This is a genomic window from Hymenobacter busanensis, assembly GCF_008727865.1.
In the GTDB taxonomy this organism is placed as follows: domain Bacteria; phylum Bacteroidota; class Bacteroidia; order Cytophagales; family Hymenobacteraceae; genus Solirubrum; species Solirubrum busanense.
The window spans coordinates 554,092-576,606 of the sequence record NZ_VTWU01000003.1 but is presented as its reverse complement, the minus strand read 5'-3'; the positions used below and the strand labels follow the sequence as shown (position 1 = coordinate 576,606).

Annotated in this window: 14 protein-coding genes; 7 read left to right on the top strand and 7 right to left on the bottom strand. The window is 63.9% G+C overall.

All coding sequences use genetic code 11. The features are described from left to right. Positions 1–510 precede the first annotated feature (510 nt). On the top strand, positions 511–2,772 hold the full coding sequence (locus F0P96_RS10325; protein ID WP_151078777.1) for a pectate lyase family protein: 2,262 nt from the start codon (positions 511–513) through the stop codon (positions 2,770–2,772). A gap of 149 nt (positions 2,773–2,921) precedes the next feature. Here F0P96_RS10325 and F0P96_RS10320 read toward each other — a convergent pair whose 3' ends face one another. The 4 genes from F0P96_RS10320 to F0P96_RS10305 all read right to left on the bottom strand — a co-directional run bounded on the left by F0P96_RS10320 (position 2,922) and on the right by F0P96_RS10305 (position 6,531). Continuing rightward, positions 2,922–3,422, bottom strand: coding sequence for a hypothetical protein (locus F0P96_RS10320; RefSeq protein ID WP_151078776.1), 501 nt, complete (start codon positions 3,420–3,422; stop codon positions 2,922–2,924). A gap of 246 nt (positions 3,423–3,668) precedes the next feature. Then, the gene (locus F0P96_RS10315) at positions 3,669–4,343 is read right to left on the bottom strand and encodes a TIGR04282 family arsenosugar biosynthesis glycosyltransferase (protein WP_151078775.1); all 675 of its coding nucleotides are present in this window, start codon (positions 4,341–4,343) and stop codon (positions 3,669–3,671) included. A gap of 42 nt (positions 4,344–4,385) precedes the next feature. Further along, a complete protein-coding gene (arsS, locus tag F0P96_RS10310; RefSeq protein ID WP_151078945.1) occupies positions 4,386–5,432 on the bottom strand; it encodes an arsenosugar biosynthesis radical SAM (seleno)protein ArsS in 1,047 nt (348 codons plus the stop codon). 52 nt (positions 5,433–5,484) lie between these two features. Next, a complete protein-coding gene (locus tag F0P96_RS10305; protein WP_151078774.1) occupies positions 5,485–6,531 on the bottom strand; it encodes a methyltransferase domain-containing protein in 1,047 nt (348 codons plus the stop codon). A 581-nt stretch (positions 6,532–7,112) separates the two neighbouring features. Between F0P96_RS10305 and F0P96_RS10300 the strand changes: the two genes are divergently transcribed. Then, positions 7,113–9,263: a glycoside hydrolase family 97 protein gene (locus F0P96_RS10300; RefSeq protein WP_151078773.1), complete on the top strand. Its 2,151-nt coding sequence runs from the start codon at positions 7,113–7,115 to the stop codon at positions 9,261–9,263. Between the two features lie 109 nt (positions 9,264–9,372). Here the strand turns inward: F0P96_RS10300 and F0P96_RS10295 are convergent, their stop codons facing one another. Together F0P96_RS10295 and F0P96_RS10290 are read right to left on the bottom strand one after the other, a co-directional pair. Then, positions 9,373–13,155, bottom strand: a complete 3,783-nt coding sequence (locus F0P96_RS10295; protein ID WP_160620217.1) for a tail fiber domain-containing protein — start codon at positions 13,153–13,155, stop codon at positions 9,373–9,375. A 209-nt stretch (positions 13,156–13,364) separates the two neighbouring features. Next, positions 13,365–14,564, bottom strand: a complete 1,200-nt coding sequence (locus F0P96_RS10290) for a hypothetical protein (protein WP_151078771.1) — start codon at positions 14,562–14,564, stop codon at positions 13,365–13,367. Positions 14,565–14,735: 171 nt separating this feature from the next. Between F0P96_RS10290 and F0P96_RS10285 the strand changes: the two genes are divergently transcribed. Continuing rightward, on the top strand, positions 14,736–15,371 hold the full coding sequence (locus tag F0P96_RS10285; protein WP_160620218.1) for a response regulator transcription factor: 636 nt from the start codon (positions 14,736–14,738) through the stop codon (positions 15,369–15,371). A 28-nt stretch (positions 15,372–15,399) separates the two neighbouring features. On the opposite strand, the gene F0P96_RS10280 is transcribed toward F0P96_RS10285, so the two are convergent. Further along, entirely contained in the window at positions 15,400–18,372 is a 2,973-nt protein-coding gene (locus tag F0P96_RS10280; protein WP_235917450.1) for a sensor histidine kinase, read from the bottom strand. Positions 18,373–19,244: 872 nt separating this feature from the next. Between F0P96_RS10280 and F0P96_RS10275 the strand changes: the two genes are divergently transcribed. The 4 genes from F0P96_RS10275 to F0P96_RS10260 all read left to right on the top strand — a co-directional run bounded on the left by F0P96_RS10275 (position 19,245) and on the right by F0P96_RS10260 (position 22,004). Next, positions 19,245–19,781 (top strand): phage tail protein, encoded by a 537-nt coding sequence (locus F0P96_RS10275; RefSeq protein WP_151078768.1) that lies wholly within the window; start codon positions 19,245–19,247, stop codon positions 19,779–19,781. A gap of 51 nt (positions 19,782–19,832) precedes the next feature. Further along, positions 19,833–20,372, top strand: coding sequence for a phage tail protein (locus tag F0P96_RS10270; RefSeq protein WP_151078767.1), 540 nt, complete (start codon positions 19,833–19,835; stop codon positions 20,370–20,372). Between the two features lie 54 nt (positions 20,373–20,426). Further along, positions 20,427–20,963, top strand: a complete 537-nt coding sequence (locus tag F0P96_RS10265; protein ID WP_151078766.1) for a phage tail protein — start codon at positions 20,427–20,429, stop codon at positions 20,961–20,963. Positions 20,964–21,053: 90 nt separating this feature from the next. Then, on the top strand, positions 21,054–22,004 hold the full coding sequence (locus F0P96_RS10260) for a methionyl-tRNA formyltransferase (RefSeq protein ID WP_151078765.1): 951 nt from the start codon (positions 21,054–21,056) through the stop codon (positions 22,002–22,004). The last annotated feature ends 511 nt before the right edge of the window (positions 22,005–22,515 follow it).

The following is a 22,515-nucleotide window of genomic DNA, read 5'->3' as shown; positions in this document are numbered from 1 at the left end:
TAGCACTCTTTGATGAGTAGCTCCTCTTGACTATAGAATACTGGCCAGCCCAGAACCAAGATACCCGCCCAATTATACAACTCACCTATGCGGGCTATGCCTAGGCCACCGCGCTCTGGTATGTAAGTCAGGCAGGTAACAGTGTTGTCCTCGTATTAGAAATCGTCTTATATGTTGCCCACTTTTTCACAATACTGTTGCTATGGATGATCCGCTTCTCCGTGGTACATACTTGCCGTGTCTATAACTGCGCGCCATCGATTTGGCTTGACCACTCTGACCGTTCACTTTATGAACTACTGGGAACCGAGCTGTTTCTCCATTATCAGCCAAATGGACTAGGCATTATTAGCCAATTACCTCAGCTCGGCAACGTTGCCGGCAACGTTTGCATAGTTTTAGTCAGGTATTCGGACGCTTATATGCTCGTTCCCTGAAGCTTAAAGGGTAGGTTTGGGAGGGCCTTTCCACTGGTGGCGTCCGCCACTCTCCACCCCAATACCACAGACGATGAAGCACTTGTTCTCTTTACTATTGCTGCTGTTGCCGTTGGCGCTACGGGCGCAGACGGTGGCCGTCTTGGAGTCGGCCGGGTGGCTGGAATCGGCGTATGTGCGGTGGCAGCCCGTGGCCACGGCGCAGAGCTACAACGTGTACTACAGCGGCGCGGGCGTTGTCGACCAGAAGCTCGACAACCAACTGATCCGCAACTACGGCTCCTACTACCGGGCCGATGCCCTGGGCCTGGCTCCCGGAACGTACACGCTCAAGATTGTGCCCGTCGTGGCGGGGGTAGAAGGCACCGCTACGGTGACCAGTTCCCTGTCGGTGCTGGCCCAGGACCGCACCGGGTTTGCCTTCAGCAACGGCCGGGTGCCGGGTGCCTACAACACCAACGGCACCGTGAAGAGCAACGCGGTGATTCTCTACATCACGCAAAACTCCAAAAACACCGTTTCGCTCAACGTAACCGGGGCCACCACCAACCCGTGCGTGGGGCTGCAGACCATTCTGGACGGCTTCAAAAAAGGCCGGGATGCGCGCCCGCTGCTCATTCGCCTGGTGGGGCAGATTACCGACCCGAGCTACTTGCTCAGCGGTGACCTAGTTATCGAGAACAACAACTTCGCCTCCAGCTCCATTACGCTGGAAGGCGTGGGGAACGACGCCGTGGCCGACGGCTGGGGCATTCGGATCAAGAATGCCTCCAACGTGGAAATCCGCAACATCGGCACGATGAACTGCGACAGCGACGAGGGCGACAACATTGGCCTGCAGCAGGATAACGACTACATCTGGGTGCACAACTCGGACTTCTTCTACGGCCACGCCGGCAGCGACCCGGACCAGGTGAAGGGCGACGGGGCGCTGGATGCCAAACGCTCGACCTACGTAACGTTTTCCTACAACCACTTCTGGGACACGGGCAAGTCGAACCTGCTGGGCCTGAGCGAAACGAGCACGCAGGGACTTTACATCACCTATCACCACAACTGGTACGACCACTCGGACTCCCGTCACCCGCGCGTGCGGTTTTATTCGGCGCACGTCTACAACAACTACTACGACGGCAACGCCAAATACGGGGCCGGTTCTACGGAGGGCTCCTCGGTGTTCATGGAGGGCAACTACTTCCGCAATTGCAAGTACCCGATGCTCACCTCCATGCAGGGCACCGATGTGTACAACCCCGCCACGCAGGCCAACGACTACACCAACATGCCGATTTTCTCCAAGGAGGACGGCGGCACCATCAAGGCATTCGACAACTATATGAACGGGCAGCAGCGTTTTGTGCCGTATGGCGCGGCCGGCTACCCCAATTCAACGGCTGACTTCGATGCCTACGTGGTTGCCACCCGGGCGCAGGTGGTGCCCAGCACCGTCGTTTCGGCCTACGGACGCAACTCCTACAACAACTTCGATACAAACCCGGCCGTCATGTACACCTACACGGCGGATGGCCCGGCCGCGGCGCAAGCCAAGGTGATGCTGTACGCGGGGCGCGTGAAGGGCGGCGACTTTCAGTGGACCTTCAACAACGCGGTTGACGATGCTTCTTCCGCCATCAATACGCCGCTGCAGACGGCGCTGGTGAATTACCAAACCGGCCTGGTATCGGTGCAAGGCGATGCACCGGCCACGGGCGGTGGTGGCGGTGGTACGGGCGGTGGCGGTGGCAGCACGTCGGGGATGGTGCACAACTTCACCGCGTCCGGCACCACCAGCACGTTTTACACCATCACCGGCAACCTGTCTACGTCGCAAGGAACGGTGGTCTACAACGGCTTGAACCTGACGCAGTGCCTGAAGCTGGAGTCCTCCACAAATATTGCCTTCACAACCACTGCGGCCGCTACGCTCACGCTGGTGTTCAATGACGCCTTCAGCGGTACGGTACGGATCGACGGCACCAACCAGACGGTAAGTGGTGGTCGGTTCACGATGTCGCTGCCGGCCGGCGCGCACCAGATTGCCAAAGGCACCACCGCGAATCTGTACTACCTGAGCACCGCCTACGCCCCGTTGGCCACGCGCCAGCCGCAAGACGAACTGGCCCTGAATGTGTACCCGAACCCGGCGGCAGGCCAAGTGCTGGTGGCGTGGAAGAGCAAGCAGGTGTTTTCGCTCTACACCGTGGCGGGCCGCCTGGTAAAAACCGGCTTCACCAACCAGCCCATTGACCTGCAAGATGTGAAACCCGGCGTGTACCTGATTCGGATGCAAGACGAAGCCGGCTACCTCCGCACCGGTCGACTGCTCAAGCAATAAGGCAGTGATATGCTTGCGGTTGGCTTGCCTAAGCGAGTTGACCGCCGTGCTACGCAAAACCGCGTTTCTGAAATAGAAACGCGGTTTTTATTTTTTCAGAATAAACCTAGAACAAATACTACAACTGCTGGTACCCCATCCTTTTGGGGTCAGTTCGCATTGCTAGGTACTGAACTGCCTGTGATTCCCGGGTCGGCGCGCTGGTTCTCGGGGTGGGAGCCGGTACACCGATTTATCCAGCGCCACGCGGCAAGCAGCGAGTAGAATACCTGGAAGTCAAAGTGCCGGTCCAATTGGGTTAGCACTTGGGTGTTGGTATAGGGCAGAGACACTGCCGAATCAAGCAGCACAGCTAGGCGGCGCAGCTGCGGGCACTGGGCGTGGATACCTGGTACCCACTCGTGCTCCAGCCAGGGTCCGGCCTCGCCCCACTCGCCGCTTGAGGCGCGCAAGTCATGAAACAGGCCCCGGGGTTGCCACTGCTGGTTGATTTCCAAGCCGGTGTACGCCGCTCGCACCAGTTCGTCGCTCGTTACGTGGCCCTGCCAGCGCACGTAGAGCACCTGCGGCCGAGGAAAAAACGTGTATTCGGCTACCACCGCTCCAAACGAATCACGCGTGGTATGCACCTGCTGGGCCAGCAGAGGCATTGGCGACAAGGGTGAAGCAGCCCGCGCAAGGATTGTTGATTGATCCATCAATAGATAATATATAAAAAATACACACAAGTGCAGCCATAAAGGCTCGTCTTGTTTCTCCGTTATTCCGGTGAACCAGTGGCCACATGCCTCTTGGTTGCAATTGTTTTAGATATTATGGGGAAGACGTTTCTTATTAACCTAATCATCTACGCCTATCGGCACATGTGGGGCCAATTAGGCTGGTCCAGCGGCTCTTTATAGGTCCCACGTTGATTTCCTCCCTCCATTATCCTTATGCTGGTGTGCGGGGGCTTGCGCCAAAGGGGTTGCGTACTTCCAATTCTGCCAAGCAGCCAAGTCGGCGGCTGTGTCCACGTCGGAAAGGGCCGGGAGTTGGGCCACACGCAAGCCCAGCCGCTGGGCGTCGGCCAAGGTAGCGGTCAGCACAGCGTCGGTGCTCCAGGGCTTGTGAAGGAAGAAGTCGGGCACCAGGGTGCGCAGGCCCAGCAGGTAGTAGCCGCCGTCCAGCGCCGGGCCAATGACCACGTCGTGGTTCTGCAGCTGGTAGAAGGCTGCGTTGAGGTGCGCCGGGCGGAGGTCGGGGCAATCGGTGCCGATGATGACGGCCGCCGTGGCACCGGCCGCAAACGCCGCCGCAAATGCCGCGTACATCCGCTGGCCCAGGTCGCCGGCCGGCTGGGGGTGCTGCTCGAAGCCCGCCCAGTGGGCAAACTCCGATTCACCGGTGGGCGCGTGCCCAGCCAGCCAGAGGGTTTTCTGCGCCGCCACGGCATCGACGGCCGAGTGGGTGCTGGCCAGCAACGCACGGTACACACGTAAGGCCTCTTCGGCCCCAACGGCGTGTGCCAGCCGGGTTTTCACCTGGCCCAGCTCTGGGTGGCGGGCAAAGACAAGTAGGTGGTTGACCATCGAAAGAGCATAAGGAAGTAAGCGTCGGAGCACACGGCTGGCTTAGGCCACGGTACCGCCGCAGCTGGAGCCGGCTCCGGCCGTGCAGCCGAAACAGTGCTGGTTCACCACGACGGCGCGCCGCCCAAGGACCACGGCATCGAAGTCGCGGATGTGCTGCACGAGGCTGGCCACGGGCAGGTCCAGCATCTGGTTGAAGTCGCAGTCGTAGAGGCCGCCGTCCCAGCCCACCGAAATGGTGTTGCGGCACATCACGCCGGCCGCCGCCGCGGGGTTGAAGGCGCTGACGAGCTTTTCCATGTAGCCCGCGTAGTTGCCCGATTCGAGGAGGTAATCGAGGTAGCGGCTCACCGGAATGTTGGTAATGGCAAACAGCTCGTTGAACACGATGCCGTGGTCTTTCAGCAGCATGCGCTTGAACTGCTCCTGCAGGCCTTTCTGGCTGCCAGGCAAGAACGCGCCGGCCGGGTTGTAAACCAAATTCAGCACGAGGCCCGAGCCTGCCTGGCCATAGCCCACGGCGTTGAGCATTTTCAGGGCCCGCACCGAGTCGTCGAATACGCCTTCGCCGCGCTGGCTGTCGGTTTTGCCCGCGTTGTAGAACGGCAGCGAGCTGACCACCTCCACGCCGTGCTGCCGGAAGAACTCGGGCAGGTCGTGGTACTTCTTGTTGGCCACGATGATGGTGAGGTTGCAGCGCACGATGATGTGGCGGCCCAGCGCGTGAATCTGCTCCACGAACCAGCGGAAGTCGGGGTTCATCTCGGGCGCGCCGCCGGTTAGGTCCACCGTGGGAATGCCGGTTTGGGCCAGCGCCTCGAGGCAGAGCTGCATGGTCTCGCGCGTCATGATTTCCTTGCGGTCGGGGCCGGCGTCGACGTGGCAGTGGCGGCACACCTGGTTGCACATTTTGCCCACGTTGATTTGTAGCACGGCCGGCGCCACCGGCGCGAGCGGAAACAGCCCTGCTTCGCGCAGCTTTTCGTGGAAGCGCGGCAGGTGGTGGGCTTCCACGGCGTCCCGGCCGAGCACCGTCAGCTGGAAAGCGGGGTCGGCCAGTTGATGGCCGGTGGCCTTAAGGGACTTAATCATGGGCACGAAAGTAGACTAGCGAAACGCGAAACAGGATCAGGGGCAGAAGTTAGCAGCAGCGGCCGGTGGTTTCGCCGGAACTAGCTGCGCTGCTCACGGCCGGCCCGCAGGGAAACAGCCCAAAGTGCCGCGACTTGTCACCATCGAGGCGAAAATGGGCTCCGAAACGGGTTTGGGAGAGCATGTCGGCGGTGTTGCCGCACACCAGCACTGGCCGGCCCGTTTCAAAGAAATGGTGGTCGTCGAGGGTGAAACCGTGGGGTTCGTCGGGCATGGTGCCCAGGTAAGTGGCCACTTGGCCGTAGTCCTCGCACTGGTCTTCCAGGTCGAGCTTGAAAGCCCGCACGGTGAGCGAGTAGAATTTGATGTGGCCCACCTTGCGCTCCATCTCGGCGTTGCCAATGCTAAGCTGCCGCCGGGCCGTCAGGCGGTAGTCGCGGATGCCCAGCTCGCGCAGCAGGCGGCGAAAATCTTCGATATAAAGTGCGCCGCTCAGGCATTCGCCGTAGAGCACCGGGTCGTGGCGCAGGGCTTCGGGCACGCGGCGGTCGGCAAACACGTCGGCGATGAACAGTTCGCCGCCGGGCCGCAGCACCCGGAAAATCTCGCGGTAGGTGGCGGCCTTGTCGGTGCTCAGGTTCAGCACGCAGTTGCTCACCACCAGGTCCACGGAGTTGTCGTCGAGACCGGCCGCGGCCAGGTCTTCGATGTAGCCGTGGCGAAACTCCACGTTGGGGCGCTGGTAGCCGAACCGCGCCGTGTGGGCCTCTACGTGGCGGCGGGCCACGGCCAGCTGCTCCTCGGTCATGTCGACCCCGATGACGCGGCCGGCCTCGCCCACCAGATTCGAGAGCAAGTAGGCGTCGCGGCCCGAACCGGAACCCAGGTCGAGCACCGTCAGGCCGTTCACGGCCGACGGAATGCACACGCCGCAGCCGTAGTACTTGGCCAGCACTTCGTCTTCCAGCTCGGCCAGAACCCGCTTGTGGGCGGCCGGAATGTCGTCGGTGCAGCAGGCGTTGGTTTGCAGGTCCTGGCTGGTTTGCAGCGCCGTGCCGTAGTAGTTTCGAACCTGGGCCTGGATGTCTTGCTCCATACAATGAAACGTTGGGGAGTGCGAGGAGGAGAATATGTGGTAGCGCACCCTACCACCCCGTTGGGTTTTCCGACCCCACCTACGGAATCTGCTGGCGTGCCGGATTAAGCAAGTGGGGTCAGAACAACGTACTGGGTTCGTCCGGCAGGTTTCTGCCCAGCCGCACAAGAGGCTTCCCGGCCATTACAACACATCCGACGGCCCCCGGTTCCTGAAACCCCTGGCATTGCCCCTGGTATTACAGCAGCACACGTGCCCCAAACGGCCGGCTGGCTGCTACCGCGCCGGTCTATTCAGCGGTTGAGCTTCCCGAATCCGTTACCCAGGCAGTTGGGCGTCTGGGCTCCAAATGCGGCGCTGTAACGGCTCCTCCCTGAACCGGGGTTTGTTGCTGCGCTTACCGGCCCTTTTGGTGCTGCGGCGCAGCGTTCAACCCATCAATAGCTGCGGCCAGAAGCGGAAACGTTTGCGGCAGAATTTGCGGAAGAAAGCTTCGCTCGACTGCGTTTTTCTCGTCAACTTCGCTGCCTATCCGGTCTGGCTGCTGAGCGTTTCGGCAGCGGCGGCCCGGCTTTTCGCCCATGCATCACCGCACTTCCCGGTCCCGCTCGCTTGTTGGTTATGGCCCTGCCCGGCTGCTGTTGTTTCTCGTGCTGTGCCTCGGCCACGTGGCCGCCCGGGCAGAAGAAGTAAAGTCGCCCAACGGGCAGCTGACGCTCAGCTTCGACCTGCAGGCCGGCGTGCCTACGTACCGCCTCAGCTACAAGGGGCGCGAGGTCATCAAAACCAGTAAGCTGGGCCTGGAGCTGAAGGGCACCACCAGCCTGCAAACCGGCTTCACGCAGACGGATAAGCAGACCCGCAGCTTCGACGAGACCTGGACGCCGGTGTGGGGCGAATCGAAAACTATTCGCAACCACTACAACGAGCTGGCCGTGACCCTGACCCAGCCCGAAACGCAGCGCACCATGCGCGTGCGCTTCCGGGTGTTCGACGACGGCCTGGGCTTCCGCTACGAGTTTCCGCGCCAGCCCAAGCTCGACTACTTCACCATCAAGGAGGAGCGCACGCAGTTTGCCCTGGCCGGCGACCATAAAGCCTTCTGGCTGCCCGGCGACTACGACACGCAGGAGTACAGCACCGTTACCTCGAAGCTCTCGGAAGTGCGCGGCAAGATGAAGGCGGCCACCACGCCCAACGCCTCCCAAACCCCCTTCTCCCCCACTGGCCTGCAGACGCCGCTGATGCTCAAAAGCCAGGACGGGCTTTACATCAACATCCACGAGGCGGCGCTCATCGACTACTCCTGCATGCACCTGGAGCTGGACGATAAGACGATGGTGCTGGAGTCGCACCTGACGCCGGACGCGGTGGGCGACAAGGGCCTGATTCAGACGCCGGCCAACTCGCCCTGGCGCACCGTCATCGTCAGCGACAAAGCGGGCGACATTCTGCTCTCCAAGCTGGTACTGAACCTCAACGAACCCACCCGGTTCAAAGATGTGTCGTGGATCAAGCCGGTGAAGTACGTGGGCGTGTGGTGGGAAATGATTACGGGCAAAAGCTCGTGGTCGTACACCAACCAGGACAACATCAAGCTCGACTCCATCGACTACCAGAAGGTGAAGCCCAACGGCACCCACGCGGCCAACAACTCCCACGTGAAGGAGTACATCGACTTTGCCGCCAAGCACGGGTTCGACGCGGTGCTGGTGGAGGGCTGGAACACCGGCTGGGAAGACTGGTTCGGCAAGCACAAGGACTACGTGTTCGACTTCGTGACGCCGTACCCCGACTTCGACGTGCAGGAGCTGAACCGCTACGCCCAGAGCAAGAACGTGCGCATCATCATGCACCACGAAACCTCGGGCTCGGTGCGCAACTACGAGCGGCACCTCGATACGGCCTTCCAGTTCATGAACAAGTACGGCTACACTGCGGTGAAAACCGGCTACGTGGGCGACATCGTGCCCTTGGGCCACAAGCACTACGACCAGTGGATGATCAACCACTACAACTACGTGCTGGAAAAAGCCGCTGAGCACCGCATCATGGTGAACGGCCACGAAGCCGTGCGCCCGACCGGCTTGGCCCGTACTTACCCGAACCTGATCGGCAACGAGGCGGCGCGCGGCACCGAGTACGAGGCCTTCGGCGGCTCGAACGCCGACCACACCACCATCCTGCCCTTCACCCGCCTGATCGGCGGCCCGATGGACTACACGCCAGGCATCTTTCAGACCAAAGTCAGCGCCTACAACCCGCAAAACAATTCCTTCGTGCACAGCACGCTGGCCCGGCAGCTGGCCCTGTACGTGACGATGTACTCGCCCCTGCAGATGGCCGCTGACCTGCCCGAAACCTACAACAAGCATCTCGACGCCTTCCAGTTCATCAAAGACGTAGCCGTGGACTGGGACGGTACCAAAGTGCTGGAAGCCGAGCCCGGCGACTACATCACCTACGCCCGCAAGGCCAAGGGCCAGAGCAGCTGGTTCGTGGGCAGCACCTGCGACGAAAACGGCCGCACCTCGAAGATTGACCTGAGTTTCCTCGACCCCGGCAAGAAGTACACCGCCACCATTTACGCCGACGCCAAGGACGCGCACTACGAGAAAAACCCGCAGGCCTACCAGATCCGCAAGCAAACGGTTACGAGCAAAACCAAGCTCACGCAGCGCTGCGCCCCCGGCGGCGGCTACGCCATCAGCCTGGTGGAAGCCGGCAAGTAGGTCCCAGGCGCGGGCGCGTTGCCTTAGCGCCAGTGCAACCGCTCAAGCACCAACAAAAAGCCTCCTCTGCCAGCAGAGGAGGCTTTTTGTTGCCCGAGGTTTTGGTTTTCTACTTCGCTTCTGCCTTTGCCCCCATCATGCTTTCCAGGGTTTGTAGGCGCTCGGCCAGGCTGGCGTTGGCCGCCGCCGTCTGGGTTTGCAGCTGCTGCAGGGCTGTTTGCTGCGTCTGCGTTTGCCGGCGCAGGGCTTCGTTCTGCTTCTGCAGTTCCTGCACCCGCCGGGCCAGCTCCTGGGTAGCCGACACGTTGAGCATGCTCAGCGCTTCGTAGTCGACGGCGCGCACGTCGGCGTGCTCCAGGCCGAAGACGAACACTTCCTGCCCCACCAGCTGCCGGGCACCGCGCACCACCAGCGTATTGCCCGCGGCCGCCTTCACCGTGCCAATGACCTCACCGGTTTTGGTTAGCAGCTTCACGCGTTGCCCGGCCTTGATGGCCGTAGCCGGAGCGGCGGGCAGGGTCAGGCGCAGCAGCGAATCGGCTTGCATTTCGGTGGCCGTAGCCTGCACGTACACATCGGGTAGAAAGCCGCTGTGCTGGGTAACGGCCTGCGGGAACACCTGCTCCACTTCCTGGGCAATGACTTTCTTGAACTGCCGGCTGCCATACTGCACCCGGTCGCGCAAGGTGTAGTCGGTAATGCGCAGCTGCTGGAGCAGGGCCAAATCGGCGGCGTTGTCGGAAAGGCCGATGATGGATTTCAGGCGGCGGTCGGAGGTGGCGTTGAACTCGGTGGCGACAACGCGGCCGGCGGCGCGGATGCTCACCGGGCCGGTGTTGCTGCCGGTGTAGCCGGTGGCACCGCTGCCGTTGAACCAGCCGTAGGCGTAGTTGCCCGGCGTCACGGTGCTCTGCACGTCCAGCGGGAAAGCCGGGCTGGTCGTGCCGATGCCCACGTTCGAGCCGCTAAATGTCATGTAGTTGGTGCTACCGAAACCGTTGCCCTCGTTGATTTTGATCTTGCGCCCGTCGTTGTAGTCCATACCGAACGAGAACCAGGCGTCGCCGGGGTCGTGCATCACGATGTACGGGCTGGCGTTGTCGCGGCGGATTTCCAGCGGGCCGTAAGGGCCGGAGCTGGTGCTGTAGCCAGCTCCGAGGCCCAGAAAACTGCCTTTGAGCACCATCTGCGTCGAGCCGCCGCCGGCGTTGAACTGGTTGTCGTTGTGGCTGCCGCCGTTGTACCAGGCAAAGGCCTCGCCGGTGCGGAAGTACTGCGTGCCGCCCTGTACCCCAATGGCGTAGTCGGCGTTGAACAGGTTAATCATCTGCCGGACGCTGGCCCCGAAGCTCACGCTGCCGCGCACAACCTGGTTGCCGTTCACGTCGAGCAACGCCCCGGGCGCGGTGGTGCCGATGCCCACACCGCCCGAGCCTTTGGGCATCAGGTTCAGATGCTGGTTGGTGTTGGAGCCGGCCGCGTACACGGAGTTGAAGCCGATGCCCACGCCCTGCGAACCGTTGTAGTGCCGGAACTCCGAGCCCCCCGCGGCTTCGTCGAAGTCGCCGGTGACGTACAGCGGCCGGCCCACGGCGTGGGTGCCGGAACGCCCGGCGGTGGTTTGCACATCGAGGCGGTTGGTGGGGTTGCCGTTGCCGGTGCCGATGCCCACGTTGCCGTTGCTTTCGATGCTCACGTTGGCGGTGGTGCCCGCGTCGTCGTCGGAATAAAAGCGGATGGGGGCGTTATTGGTCACCAGACGCATATAGGAACCGTTCAGCCGCGAGTACAGGCCCAGGTCGGAGGTGGCGGTAACGGCTGCGCCGCCGCGCTGAATCACGCCGGCCGGCAACACCAGCCCACCTGTGCTCGTCACGCTCAGGCCTTGGGTGCCGCCGTTGCCGACGAGCTGCTTGTTGGCCAGGTTCAGGTTCTGCGTCGCGGTGTGGTTGCCCAGGTTGTCGGCCCCGTTGGGCAGCGTCACGGCGTTGCCCCCGCTGATGCTCAGTTGCTGGCCGCTCAGCGTCAGCGTCTGCGCGTCGGCTGGCAAGGCCTGGGCCGCGAGCTGGCCGTTGTTGTCGGCCACGACCATGCGGGCGCCGCTGCCGCCCAGGCCGCTGATGCGGGCGTCGCCGGCCACGTGCAGCTTGGCTTGCGGGCTGCCCGTGCCGATGCCCAGGCGCGAACCGGCCGCGTCCCAGTACAGTTGCGCGGCGTTGCCAGCCAGTTTCGACCCGTCGCTGTACACCACGCTGCCGGCGGCCTGCGAGGTGGTGGCGTTGCTGAGGCTGAGGTAAGGCGCTTCGGGGCCCACGGTGAAGCTGAACGTCACGAAGCCCGAGCCGCCGCGGGCGCCCTGCACGTGCGTCACGTTGCTGGTGAGCGTGGGGTCGGCGTACGACGAACCGCCGCCGCCGCCGCTGTAGTCGCTGAAGCTGGCCCCACCGCCGTAGTAGCCGCCGCCGCCGCCCGCCGTGGCCCAGGAAGAGCTGGTGGTGCCCCCGCCCTGGCCCTGGTCAGCCGGAATGGCGCTGCAGTAGCAGAACTGAGCAGGGTTGCCCGCCCGTTGGCCGCCGGCCGATTGGCTGCCGCCGGTGGCGTTGCCGGCGCTGCCGCCCGTCAGGCCGCCGCCCGCCCCGCCGGGGCCGGTGGTGCTGAAGCCGCCGCCGCCGCCGCCGGCCACCAGCACCCGGTTGCTCAGGCCCGTACCGCCGATGCGGATGTCGGTGGCGCCGCCGCCGGGGTAGGAGCCGCTGCCGCCGCCGTTGTAGCCGCCGTTCTGCCAGCCGCTGCCGTTCACCACGGCCCCGCCCACCTCAATGGTAAGCACCTGGCCGGGCTGCACGGCCAGGGTGCCTTGCACCCGCCCGCCGAGGCCGGGGGCGGCGCAGTTGCCGCAGCGCGGCACAAAATAGCGGCCTTGTGCCCCGGCCATGTCCACCTGCAGGCTGGTCACGCCCGCGGGCACGGTCCAGGTCTGGGTGCCGCCGGTGTAGTTGAACGTCACGCTGCCCGTGGTGCCCGGGGCCACGCTCTGCACCGCGTCGGTCCAGCGGCTCGTCACGGCGTTGTAAATGTTCAGCTTCTGGGTTTCGAGGTTGAAGATGGTCAGGCCCGCCGCCGGGCTGCTGATGGCGTCGCGCTGGGCCGAAGTCAGGCGCGGCGGCAGAAAGCCCTTGGTGGTGGAGGTCATATCCACCAGCGCCGAGGCGGCCGGGTCGGTGGTACCGATGCCCACGCTGCCCGTGCCCTTGGGCATCAGGTTCAGGTTGTGGTTGGTATTGGTGCCGGCGGCATAAATGGAATTGTAGCCGATGCCCACACCCTGGGTAGCATTGGAGTGGCGGATTTCTACCCCGTTCGCGGCCTGGTCGAAGTCCCCGGTCACGTACAGCGTCCGGCCGCTGGGGTGCGTGTTCGAGCGGCTTGCGCCTTGAATGTCCAGCCAATTGGTCGGCACTACACCGCCGAGGCCCGCCTGCCCGCTGCTGCTGAGGCGCAGGCCCTGCGTGCCGCCGTTGCCCACAAGCAGTTTGTCGGCCAGGTTCAGGTTCTGCGTCGCGGTGTGGTTGCCCAGGTCGTCGCCGCTGGCGGTGGGGCTGAGGTAGGTCCAGGCGGTGCCGGTGTAGTACCAGAAACCCGGCTGGATGCCGTCGGTCTGGTACACCAGCAGGCCTTGGGCCGGCCCCTGAATAGCGGCGCGCTGGCTGGCCGTCATGCGCGGCGCCAGCAGGCCTTTGGTTACGGAGCTTAGGTCCAGCACGGCCGAGGCGTCGGGGGTAGTGGTGCCGATGCCCACCGAGCCCGTGGGGGTAGTCTGGGCCTGGGCCGTGGCCATGTTCAATCCCAGAGCCGCCGCGAGCGGGAAAGCAAACCGTAAGAATCGTTGCATACCGGTGGAGAAGTAGTGCGTGACTGATGCCGGACAGCTATTGCCCGTCGCCGAAGGCGCAAACTTCCGCCCCGCAAAGCCTTGCGGCAACTTTTCCGTGTACCGCATTTGGGGGTATCGAAAGCGCACCGGTGCGAACGAGCCGCACCCTCACCAAAAAGCCCCGCCGGGTGTCCGGCGGGGCTCGGGGGCAAACGGTGGTTGCGGGGTTATTCGCGTATGAGCTTCGTGCTGGCCTGATGCGTCCCCTGCCGCAGCGTGAGCGTGTACAGGCCCGGCCGCAGTGCCGCCGTAGCCGCGGCAGGCAGCATGGCCGCGCTATTCACCAGCGGCAGCGGCTGTTGCAGCACCACGCGCCCCAGCGCATCGGTTACCGTCAGCAGCACCGGCTGCCCGGCTTGGGCGCCCGGCAGGGCTAGTTGCAGGGGCTGCCCAGCGGCCAGCGGGTTGGGCCAGGCCTGCCACTGCGCCGCTACGCCCGAAGACGCTTTCACGGCCAGCACGTTGCTTTCGGTGGAGTAATCGGCAAAGCTGGGCGTGGTGTACCGGCTGTTGGGGTAGTACAGCTCCAGCAGCGGCTGGGCCGAGCCCGTGCGCCAGAAGTGGTCGAGGTAGAAGGTGGTGACGGCACCCTGCGACAGACCGAAAGCCGCCAGCAACGCGGCGGGCGCCGGCGTGCCGTTCAGGTACACGCTGTCTTGCCGGATGGTGCGGCTGCGCACCAGCAGCACCGGCAGCGGATCGGAGCCGGCGGCGCGGCCTGCCACCGGAATGCGCAGCGTGCCCCAGCCCGCCACCGAGTCGACGTAGGTGTAGCGCTGCACCACCCGAAACGGCGCGCGGTTCAGGCCCGCGGCGGCTACCGTGAGCGTGCCGGCCACGCCAATGCGGAACGTTTGCTGCGAACGGCTGCCGGCCGTCAGCGGCAGTGGAAAGTCGGCAATGCCGCTGGGCCCGCCGTAGGGCACGGTCTGGCGGTTCACCACAATCGAGTCGTTGGCACCGCCGGTGCGCGCGGCAATGGAGAACGGCTGCCGGATGATGCTACGCCCCAACGCCATGCGGCCCGTGGCGGTCAGGTTGAAGTAAGTCGTCAAGACATAGGACACGTTGCCGATGGAGTTGGTGTTGGCCCGCGTCCATTGCGCGCCGGCAAAGGCCGGGCTGGGCGGCACCGACAGGTTCAGCAGCTGGTAGGCCGAGCCGCTGGGAAACAGCGCGCGGTAGTCCCAGCTTTGGTTGGCGCCGGTAGTGGGGGTGCCCAGCCCCGCGGGCAGGGCCGCGTCCTGGTACTTCTCTACAGTAGCTGCCGAAGCCGGAAACGTGGCCTGGGTGAGGGTAATGGGCGACTGCGCCAGTGCCGGCAGCGCCAGCAATGCCAAAGGCAACAAGGTAAAACGTGGGGTCATAAGCTGATGATAAGAGAAAAGAGAAGCCGCCGCCGCGATGGGCAGCCGTTGGCGTTGAATTACCAATGCAAACCTACCAAGGCAAAATCCTGCCGGCAACTGCATCTTGTACCGCATTTGGGGACGTGCCCCGGCTTGGTCCCGCCTCCCAGTATCCCGTCCTTTGCGTTCATGAATCCCATCCGCTTGGCCCTGGTCGAAGACGACCCCGAAGTGCGCGAATTGCTGCGCGGCTACCTCTGCCGGCAGCCCGAGCTCAGCTGCGTGCTGGTGGCCGATTCGGTGGAAGCCTTTCTGACCGAGCTGCCCGACTTGGCGCAGCCTCCTCAGGTAGTGCTGCTCGATATTCACCTGCCGGGCATGAGCGGCCTCGACGCGCTGCCCCTCATCAAGCAGCGCCTGCCCGAGGCCGATGTGCTCATGCAAACCGTGTTCGACGACGCCGACCGCATTTACCGCGCCCTCTGCGCCGGGGCCTCGGGCTACGTGCTCAAAAACACGCCCTTGGCCGACATCAAAGCAGCGGTGCTGGAGGTGGCCAGCGGCGGCGCGCCCATGAGCCGGGCCGTGGCCCGCAAGGTGCTGGCCCACTTCAAGCCCAGCCCCGCCATGCAAACCGACCTGCTGTCGGAGCGCGAGCGGGACGTGGTGCAGGCCATCGTCGACGGCCTCGGCGACAAGCAGGTAGCCGCCCGCCTCGACCTCTCGGTGGAAACCGTGCGCACCTACGTCAAGCGCATTTACAAGAAGCTCCAGGTCAGCTCGCGCACCGAGCTGGTGAGCCGCCACGCCCGCGGGCAGCTCTGAGCCGCCGGGTGGCATTTCCCGATAAGCATCAGAACGGCACCCGCAGCCGCACCACAAAGCCCTGCGGCTGCGCGTCGGCCGTGAGCGTTCCGCCCAGCAAATCGGCCCGCTGCTGCATGTTGCGCCGGCCCATGCCGCTGCGGGTGGCCGTGCCAGTGGGCTGTCCGTCGTCGGCCACCAGCAGCGTGAGCCAGCCGCTTTCCCGCGCCAGCGTCACGTCGAGGCGCGAGGCACCGCGGGCGTGCCGGGCGGCGTTGCTGACGGCCTCCTTGAAAATGAGGTACAGGTGCTGCCGCAGCTCGGGCGGCAGGGGCAGCGCATCGCGCAGGCCGCGCACGTGCAGCTCGGTGGCCAGCCCGGCGGGAGCGGCGGTTTGGTCGAGGTGGTCCCGCATGCGGTCGAGCAGGGCTCCCACCGAGTCGGCGGCCGCATCAATGCCCCATACGATGTCGCGCATGGTACCGGCGGCCTGGCGGCTGTTGCTGAGCAGACGTTCCAGCGTGGGGTTGGCCTCGGGCTGCGTCTGACGCAACAGCTCGGCCTGCAGGCTTACCCGCGTGAGCAGGGTGCCCACCTCGTCGTGGAGGTCGGCGGCAATGCGGCTCCGCAGGCGCTCCTCGCGCCGCACGCGGGCCAGCCGGCGGCGGTGAAGGCCATACAGCACAGCCCCCGCTGCCGCGGCTCCCAGCAGCCAAGCCCACGGCTGCCGCCACCACACCGCCTCTACCACCACGGGCAGGCGCAGCTGGTTCTGGGCCGGTAGGCCCCGCCCGGAAACGCCGCGCACCTCTAGCTGGTAACGCCCCGCCAGCAGGCCCCGCAATGCCAGCACATGGGTACTGCCCAAGGGGTTCCAGCGGGTATCGGAGCTGCCCAACAGGCGGTATTCGAAGCGGGCCTGTTCGGGTGCCAGAAAATCGGTCAGCGCCAAGTTCAGTTCCAGAAACGCATCGGCCGGAGCCAACGTGAAAAGCGGCGCGGCCCCCGCCAGAAAGTGTGTGCGCACGGTATCGGTGCGGCTGTGGTGCTGGGTATAGCTAGCCAGCAGCAAGCGCGGTGCCCGCAGCGTGCTGACGGCAAACTGCCCCGGACGCACCCGGTGCAGCCCGCCCACGCCCCCAAAATACAGGCTGCCGTCGGGCGCCCGCCACGCCGATTGCCGGTTGAGTTCTGCGTCGGTTAATCCATCGGTTTCGTTGAGCACCGCCAGGCGCTGACGCAGCGGATTGTAGTGCACCAGCCCGGCGTAGGTGCCGCACCACAGGTCGCCGCTGGCATCGGCCAGCACGGTGGCCACGGTGTTGCTGGGCAGGCCCGTGGCCGTGGTGAGCTGGCGAATCAGGCCCCGCCCCGGCCGCACCAGCAGCAAGCCCTGGTCGCGGGTGCCCACCCAGGCAGCGCCGTCGGCCGCAGCCCACACGCACAACAAGGCATCGGTGGGAAGGCGGTGGGAGGCCGGCTCGGAGGTGCCGTAATGCTCCAGGCGGCCCGTGGCAGGATGCAGCCGATACAGCCCACTGCTGGTAGCCAGCCAGAGCCAGCCGCCGGGTGCCGATACTATTTCCTGAATTTCCTGCTGCGCAAAAGGCAACGGGGTGGCATCGGCGGGCCGGGTGTACAGTTGAACCCGCCCATCGGCAAGATCCAAGCGAAACAATCCGCGATTGGTGCCGCCCCATACGGTGCCCGCGGCGTCTTGCTGCAGGCACAGGCTGCTCGTGAAAGTGGCGCCCGGCATGGCCAGCCGGCGAAGTCGTCCCGTGGCCGGGTCCAGTTGCCCAAAGGGGTGGTTTTCTTCGGCGAAAACGACCTGGCCGCTTCGCGTGCGCAGCACATCCAGAAAAATGGCGGCGGATGGCCGGCCGTCTTCCCACAGCGGCAACGGCCGAAGCGCCGCGCGGGGACTGTCGGCGGGTTGCACCAGGGCTGCGCCGTAGGCCCCCACCAGCAGGCGTCCATCGGGTAGGCGCGTGATGGCGCGGGTGCTATAGCGGCGCAGCGGCCGCGACGCCAGGGCCTCCACCGACTCGGCCCCGACGCGCTGCTTGTAGCAGCCGCGCTGCCCGCTGCTGGTGCTCCAGCGCAAGCCGTTGGCATCTGTAAACACCGCGTATTGCCGGGGCAGCTGCCCGGCGCGCTCGAAAGCGGCCGGGCTCAGCTGTACTTGCGGCAAGTGGTGGCCCGGTTCCCATTGTAACTGTACCAGCTGGCCGGCAGCCACCCATTGCCAGGTATTTCCTTGTTGGCCGGGCCGGAAGTTGGGCTCGTCGGCACCGGGTAGCCAGCGTAACCGTTCGCGCAGGGTGCCGTCGGGCTGCTCTTCGTGCAGCGCATAGGTACCTACCAACAGCTGCGGATGGGTACCGGGTACCGGCAACAACTGGCCCAATGGCTGGTACGGTTGCAAGCGGCTGCCTTGCGCAGCGGTGCAGTAGGCAACCCGGTGCATCGCCGACACGGCCCATACGGCGCTGTCGGCGGCGGGGGAAAGCCACGCGGCGGCATCGGAAAATGGCAGCGCAACCGAGCGGCCGGCTCCGCCCAAAGCGGAAAAAACGGCCAACAACCCGTCACCGTAGGATACCCACAGGGCGCCGGTGCGAGGGTGCCGGAGCAAGGCATTGATTTGCGTGGGCCGGTGCCCTACTTTGGGCAAGGCTAGCTGCTCCAGACGGGTACCGTGCAGCCGAAACAGCCCACGGGCACAGCCCAGCCACAGCCGGTGTTCGGAGTCGAACGCCAAGGCTTGGGCGTGGTCGAAGCCAGAGCCGGCAGCCGGAGCCAACGCTGCCAACGGCACCAGATCGTAGCCGTCGTAGCGGAATACGCCCTCGTCGGCCGCCACCCACAGCAGGCCGGTCCGGTCCTGCGCCATTTGGTGAATCAGCAAGCGGTGCAGCACTGCGTCTGGCTGCCAGGCTTGGGCTTGGGCCTGCGTAGCCCACGCCAGCAGCCACGCAACCAGCAGCCAACGAAGAGAAGAATGCGCGCGCACCGACATAGTAAACACCGGTTGCGAAGGTAGCAACAGGACCCGCATGTAGTGGCCCATTCTCAGACGAGGCAGCAGCCGCTTCGCCAAGCCGTACTGGTGAAATGGGGACAATGAGACACCCTTGTTTCGCAAGCTGTTTACGTCCGGCAGTTTTGCCAGAGCTGCTCGTGGCTAATGGGCAGATCCAGGTAGTGGCTGAGCCTGAAGTAAGCTTCGCATACCAAAAACGCGACGTTCACCTACCACAACCACCTTTTCACTGCCTTTCGGCTGCCACGCTTCCTGCAACGCGGCACTTTAGCAACACAGAATAGCAACGCTGGCTGCCTACCAATCCCACGCCTGAATTGGCATTTAGCTTTGCGAGTAGTAGTATTCCCATTATGGGATGGAAGATTCTTTCAATACCACTCGAAAAAGTCAATTCCTTTTCCCAACTTTAGCCACTCGTTAGAAGATTCTATTGCCTATTACCCTGCCCCCGCGGGGATGTTCTCTGCAGTACTTGTTGGCTGTATGCCCGTGTCTTTGGCCTCGGTGTCAGCTTTTTACCCGCCGGTGCGGGCCTTTGTTTTTCGACTGTCCGTGCATATCCGGCGCCAAGGCGCCATTCTCTAAGCCACCACCATGGTTTTAACGCTGCTTGTTGTACCGTTTGCTTGCGCTAATCCGCTTGTAGTCACCCCTCATCGTACCCTGCGCAGCTACCCGGCCCGGCAGTTGGCGGCGCTTATCTGATTCGTGTTTTCCTCTTACCCTAGCCAGCCGCTGGCTGTAGTCGCTTGGTTTCTAGCAGCCCGCTAAACCGCGCATTGTCGCTTCCCTGACCTTTCTCACCCTTTCTCCTCTAACCCTTTTTCTTTCTCAACACTTCTTCAATGGACGCATTTATCGGTGAAATCCGCCCGGTCGGATTCGGCTTTGCGCCGCACAACTGGGCCCTATGCCAAGGGCAGTTGCTGGCCATCAGCTCAAACACGGCCTTGTTCTCGATACTGGGTACGATGTACGGCGGCGATGGTCGGGTGACCTTTGCTTTGCCTAACCTGTGCGGCAGCGCCCCCGTGTGCGCTGGCCAGGGTGCGGGACTGACCCAATACTACCCCGGCCAGATGGAAGGCACAGAAGCGGAAACGCTGCAGCTGGCGCAGATGCCGGCGCACGCGCACGGCTTCGCGGGCACGGTGCAGGTGAGCGACGGCGCCGGGGCCGCAGCCGTTCCCGACAATAATTACTTCGCCAACTCGGGAGCGTCGCAGTATTCTGAAAACCTGGAGGCAACTACCATGGCGGCCGCGTCGGTATCGGGCACCACCAGCAACGCGGGCGGCGACCAGGCTCACCCCAACATGATGCCTTACCTAGGGCTGAATTTCGCCATTTGCCTGAACGGCATTTTTCCGCAGCGCCCTTAAGCGGGCTGAGTTGCTTATCCTCGTCTTCACCGCTACACTTCTACGCACTACATGGAAAATTACCTCGGAGAAATTCGCATGTTCGCCGGCAATTTTGCCCCCCAAGGTTGGTTTTTGTGCCAGGGCCAGCTGCTGGCCATTTCCGAATACGATGCCCTTTTCAACCTGCTGGGCACTACCTACGGCGGCGACGGAATGACAACGTTTGCGCTGCCCAACATGCAGTCCCGCGTCATCGTAGGCCAAGGCCAGGGCGCAGGCTTGTCTTTTTACCCGCAGGGCGCCACGGGGGGTACGGAAAACGTGACCCTCCTCTCGCCCCAAATGCCCGCGCATAACCACGTTGGCAAGGCGACCATCAAGGCATTGAAAGGGGGCACCAGCATTGCCGACCCCACCAACGCCTTGCCGGCGGCCAGTGCCAACGACGCCTACAGCCCCACACCCGGTACCACGGCCACGATGGGCGCAGGCGAAGTTACGGGCACCGCGGCCCCGGTGGGCGGCAGCCAGCCCCACAACAACATTCAGCCCGTCACGGCCATCAACTACATCATTGCCTGGTCTGGCGTGTACCCCTCGCAAGACTAGGCCGCTCCCGGCACGAACCTTTTTCCTTCTCTCTTACCGATTCCCTTCCTTTTTATGGAACCTTACATCGGCGAAATTCGCCTAGCCGGCTTTGGCTTTGCCCCTCGAGGCTGGATGCTCTGCCAAGGCCAGACCATAGCCATCAGCCAGAACCAGGCGCTGTACTCCTTGCTTGGCGTAACCTACGGCGGCGACGGCATCCAGACCTTCAAACTGCCTGATCTGCGCGGGCGCATCGCTGTGGGCACCGGTCGGTCCTGGGCTAGCTCGGCCACGTATGTAGCTGGGCAAGTAGGCGGCACCGAGGGTGTAGCCCTGAACCCGCAGCAGCTACCTACCCACCAGCACAGCCTCACCGGCACGCTGCACACTACCGGGGCCCCGGACAACACGTCGCCGCTCGGCAACTACATGTCGAAAAGCGAGAACAACCAGTTCGGCATCGGCACGGCCAATACCACAATGGCTGCCGGTGCAGTGCAGGGCACTACCGACAACGCTGGCGGCAGCCAACCCCACGAAAACCGCCAACCCTTCATTGCCATGAACTACATGATTGCGGTGCAGGGCGTCTTCCCGTCGCGCAACTAGCGCGGCCTTATTGCTTACCGTACGCACCCGCGTCGGTGCCGGGCACGTCTGCCCGGTGCCGGCGCGGCAAGCGTTTTTTTCTCCGAAGCTATGCCGTCGTTGGCCGTAATCATCAGCAGTGCCCTGGGCTGGCCCATGCTCCTCGACTTGGTGAACCAGGGTGTGGTGGCCAGCGTGGCCGTTCCCGTAGCCCCGCCGCAGGAAGAAACCGACCAGTTGGCTGCTATGGTGGCCGGGCTGGGCCTGCCGGTGGTGCGCCTGCACCGCCAGGGTTTGACGGCCGCGCTACAAACCTGGCTGACGCCCGTGGCCCCGCAGGCCGTGCTGGTACTCACGTTTCCGTGGCGCATTCCGGCACGCGTGCTGGAGGTGCCGCCGCTGGGTTTTCTGAACGTCCACTTTGCGGCTCTGCCCGACTACCGGGGGCCGGAGCCGTTGTTCTGGCAAATCAAGAACGGGGAGGAAGCCGGGGCTGTAACCCTGCACCGCATGGAAGCCGATTTCGATACCGGTCCCGTGTTGCTCACAGAGCCGGTACCTATTGGGCCGCACGACACGCACGGACTACACCGTGCCCAGCTAGCCGGGCGGGCCGTGGCCGTGGGGCGGCGGCTGGTGGCGGCCCTGCGCGGGGAAGCACCTGCTTTAGTGCCCGAGCCCCAAGGCCCCGGTCGCTACTGGCCCCGGGCCACCTTGCAGGACTTGTGCGTGAACTGGGAAGAGCCCGCCGAAGCCATTCACCGGCTGGTGCGGGCTGCCAACCCCTGGAACCGCGGCGCCCTGGCCACCCTGCGCGGCCAGCCGCTGCGCCTGCTCGGCGTGACGCCTCTGCCGGCTACCGTGCCCGCCCCGCCCGGCACCGTTGTGCGGGCCACCGCGGCCGAAGGCCTGCTGGTGGCCTGCGGCGGGGGACAAGTGTTGCGAGTGGACATGGCCGCACTCGACGAAGGGTATTTCACCGGGGTGCAGTTGGCCGCGCTGGGCATTCAGGCCGGCGAGGTACTGGGCACGCTGCTGACTACTGCGCTGGAATACAGCTAACCACACCGCTAAAAATCAACCCACACGAGGTAAGATGCCCATCGTTTGAGGTACCTTTGCTCTCATTTTCTCTTTCCATTTTGCTATGAAAACACTTTTACTGACGCTCTTACTGGTGCTCGGAGCTTGGCTAGGCGCCTGGGCACAGTTGCCGTATACCGAGAGCTTTGAATCGAATGGCGAAGGGGTCCGCTACACGTCGAATAGCTTCGACCTTCGGAGCGCATCGAATACCACCGAATACTTCACACGTGAAGATAATCCCGTGGTCAACGCTGCGACGGGCAACCCTTCGTTCGGTCCGAACGGCGGCCAGATAAGCATTGGCAACGTGGACGGCTCGTGGTTCTGGGCTGCTGAAGCGGTGCGTGGAACCTCGACTACTCCTACACGACCAGCAGGCTTTGTGATAGTGAGCAGAAACATAAGCGGCTACACCAATCTGTCAGTATCGGTACGATTGGCAGACGCCCGAGGACCTGGGTCAACGGATATTAACGGCGTATCACGA

Bases quoted from the DNA above. Each gene is read 5' to 3' on its own strand.
- F0P96_RS10325 (WP_151078777.1), top strand. From the start codon at position 511: ATGAAGCACTTGTTCTCTTTACTATTGCTGCTGTTGCCGTTGGCGCTA.
- F0P96_RS10320 (WP_151078776.1), bottom strand. From the start codon at position 3,422: ATGCCTCTGCTGGCCCAGCAGGTGCATACCACGCGTGATTCGTTTGGA.
- F0P96_RS10315 (WP_151078775.1), bottom strand. From the start codon at position 4,343: ATGGTCAACCACCTACTTGTCTTTGCCCGCCACCCAGAGCTGGGCCAG.
- F0P96_RS10305 (WP_151078774.1), bottom strand. From the start codon at position 6,531: ATGGAGCAAGACATCCAGGCCCAGGTTCGAAACTACTACGGCACGGCG.
- F0P96_RS10300 (WP_151078773.1), top strand. From the start codon at position 7,113: ATGCATCACCGCACTTCCCGGTCCCGCTCGCTTGTTGGTTATGGCCCT.
- F0P96_RS10295 (WP_160620217.1), bottom strand. From the start codon at position 13,155: ATGCAACGATTCTTACGGTTTGCTTTCCCGCTCGCGGCGGCTCTGGGA.
- F0P96_RS10290 (WP_151078771.1), bottom strand. From the start codon at position 14,564: ATGACCCCACGTTTTACCTTGTTGCCTTTGGCATTGCTGGCGCTGCCG.
- F0P96_RS10285 (WP_160620218.1), top strand. From the start codon at position 14,736: ATGAATCCCATCCGCTTGGCCCTGGTCGAAGACGACCCCGAAGTGCGC.
- F0P96_RS10280 (WP_235917450.1), bottom strand. From the start codon at position 18,372: ATGTCGGTGCGCGCGCATTCTTCTCTTCGTTGGCTGCTGGTTGCGTGG.
- F0P96_RS10275 (WP_151078768.1), top strand. From the start codon at position 19,245: ATGGACGCATTTATCGGTGAAATCCGCCCGGTCGGATTCGGCTTTGCG.
- F0P96_RS10270 (WP_151078767.1), top strand. From the start codon at position 19,833: ATGGAAAATTACCTCGGAGAAATTCGCATGTTCGCCGGCAATTTTGCC.
- F0P96_RS10265 (WP_151078766.1), top strand. From the start codon at position 20,427: ATGGAACCTTACATCGGCGAAATTCGCCTAGCCGGCTTTGGCTTTGCC.
- F0P96_RS10260 (WP_151078765.1), top strand. From the start codon at position 21,054: ATGCCGTCGTTGGCCGTAATCATCAGCAGTGCCCTGGGCTGGCCCATG.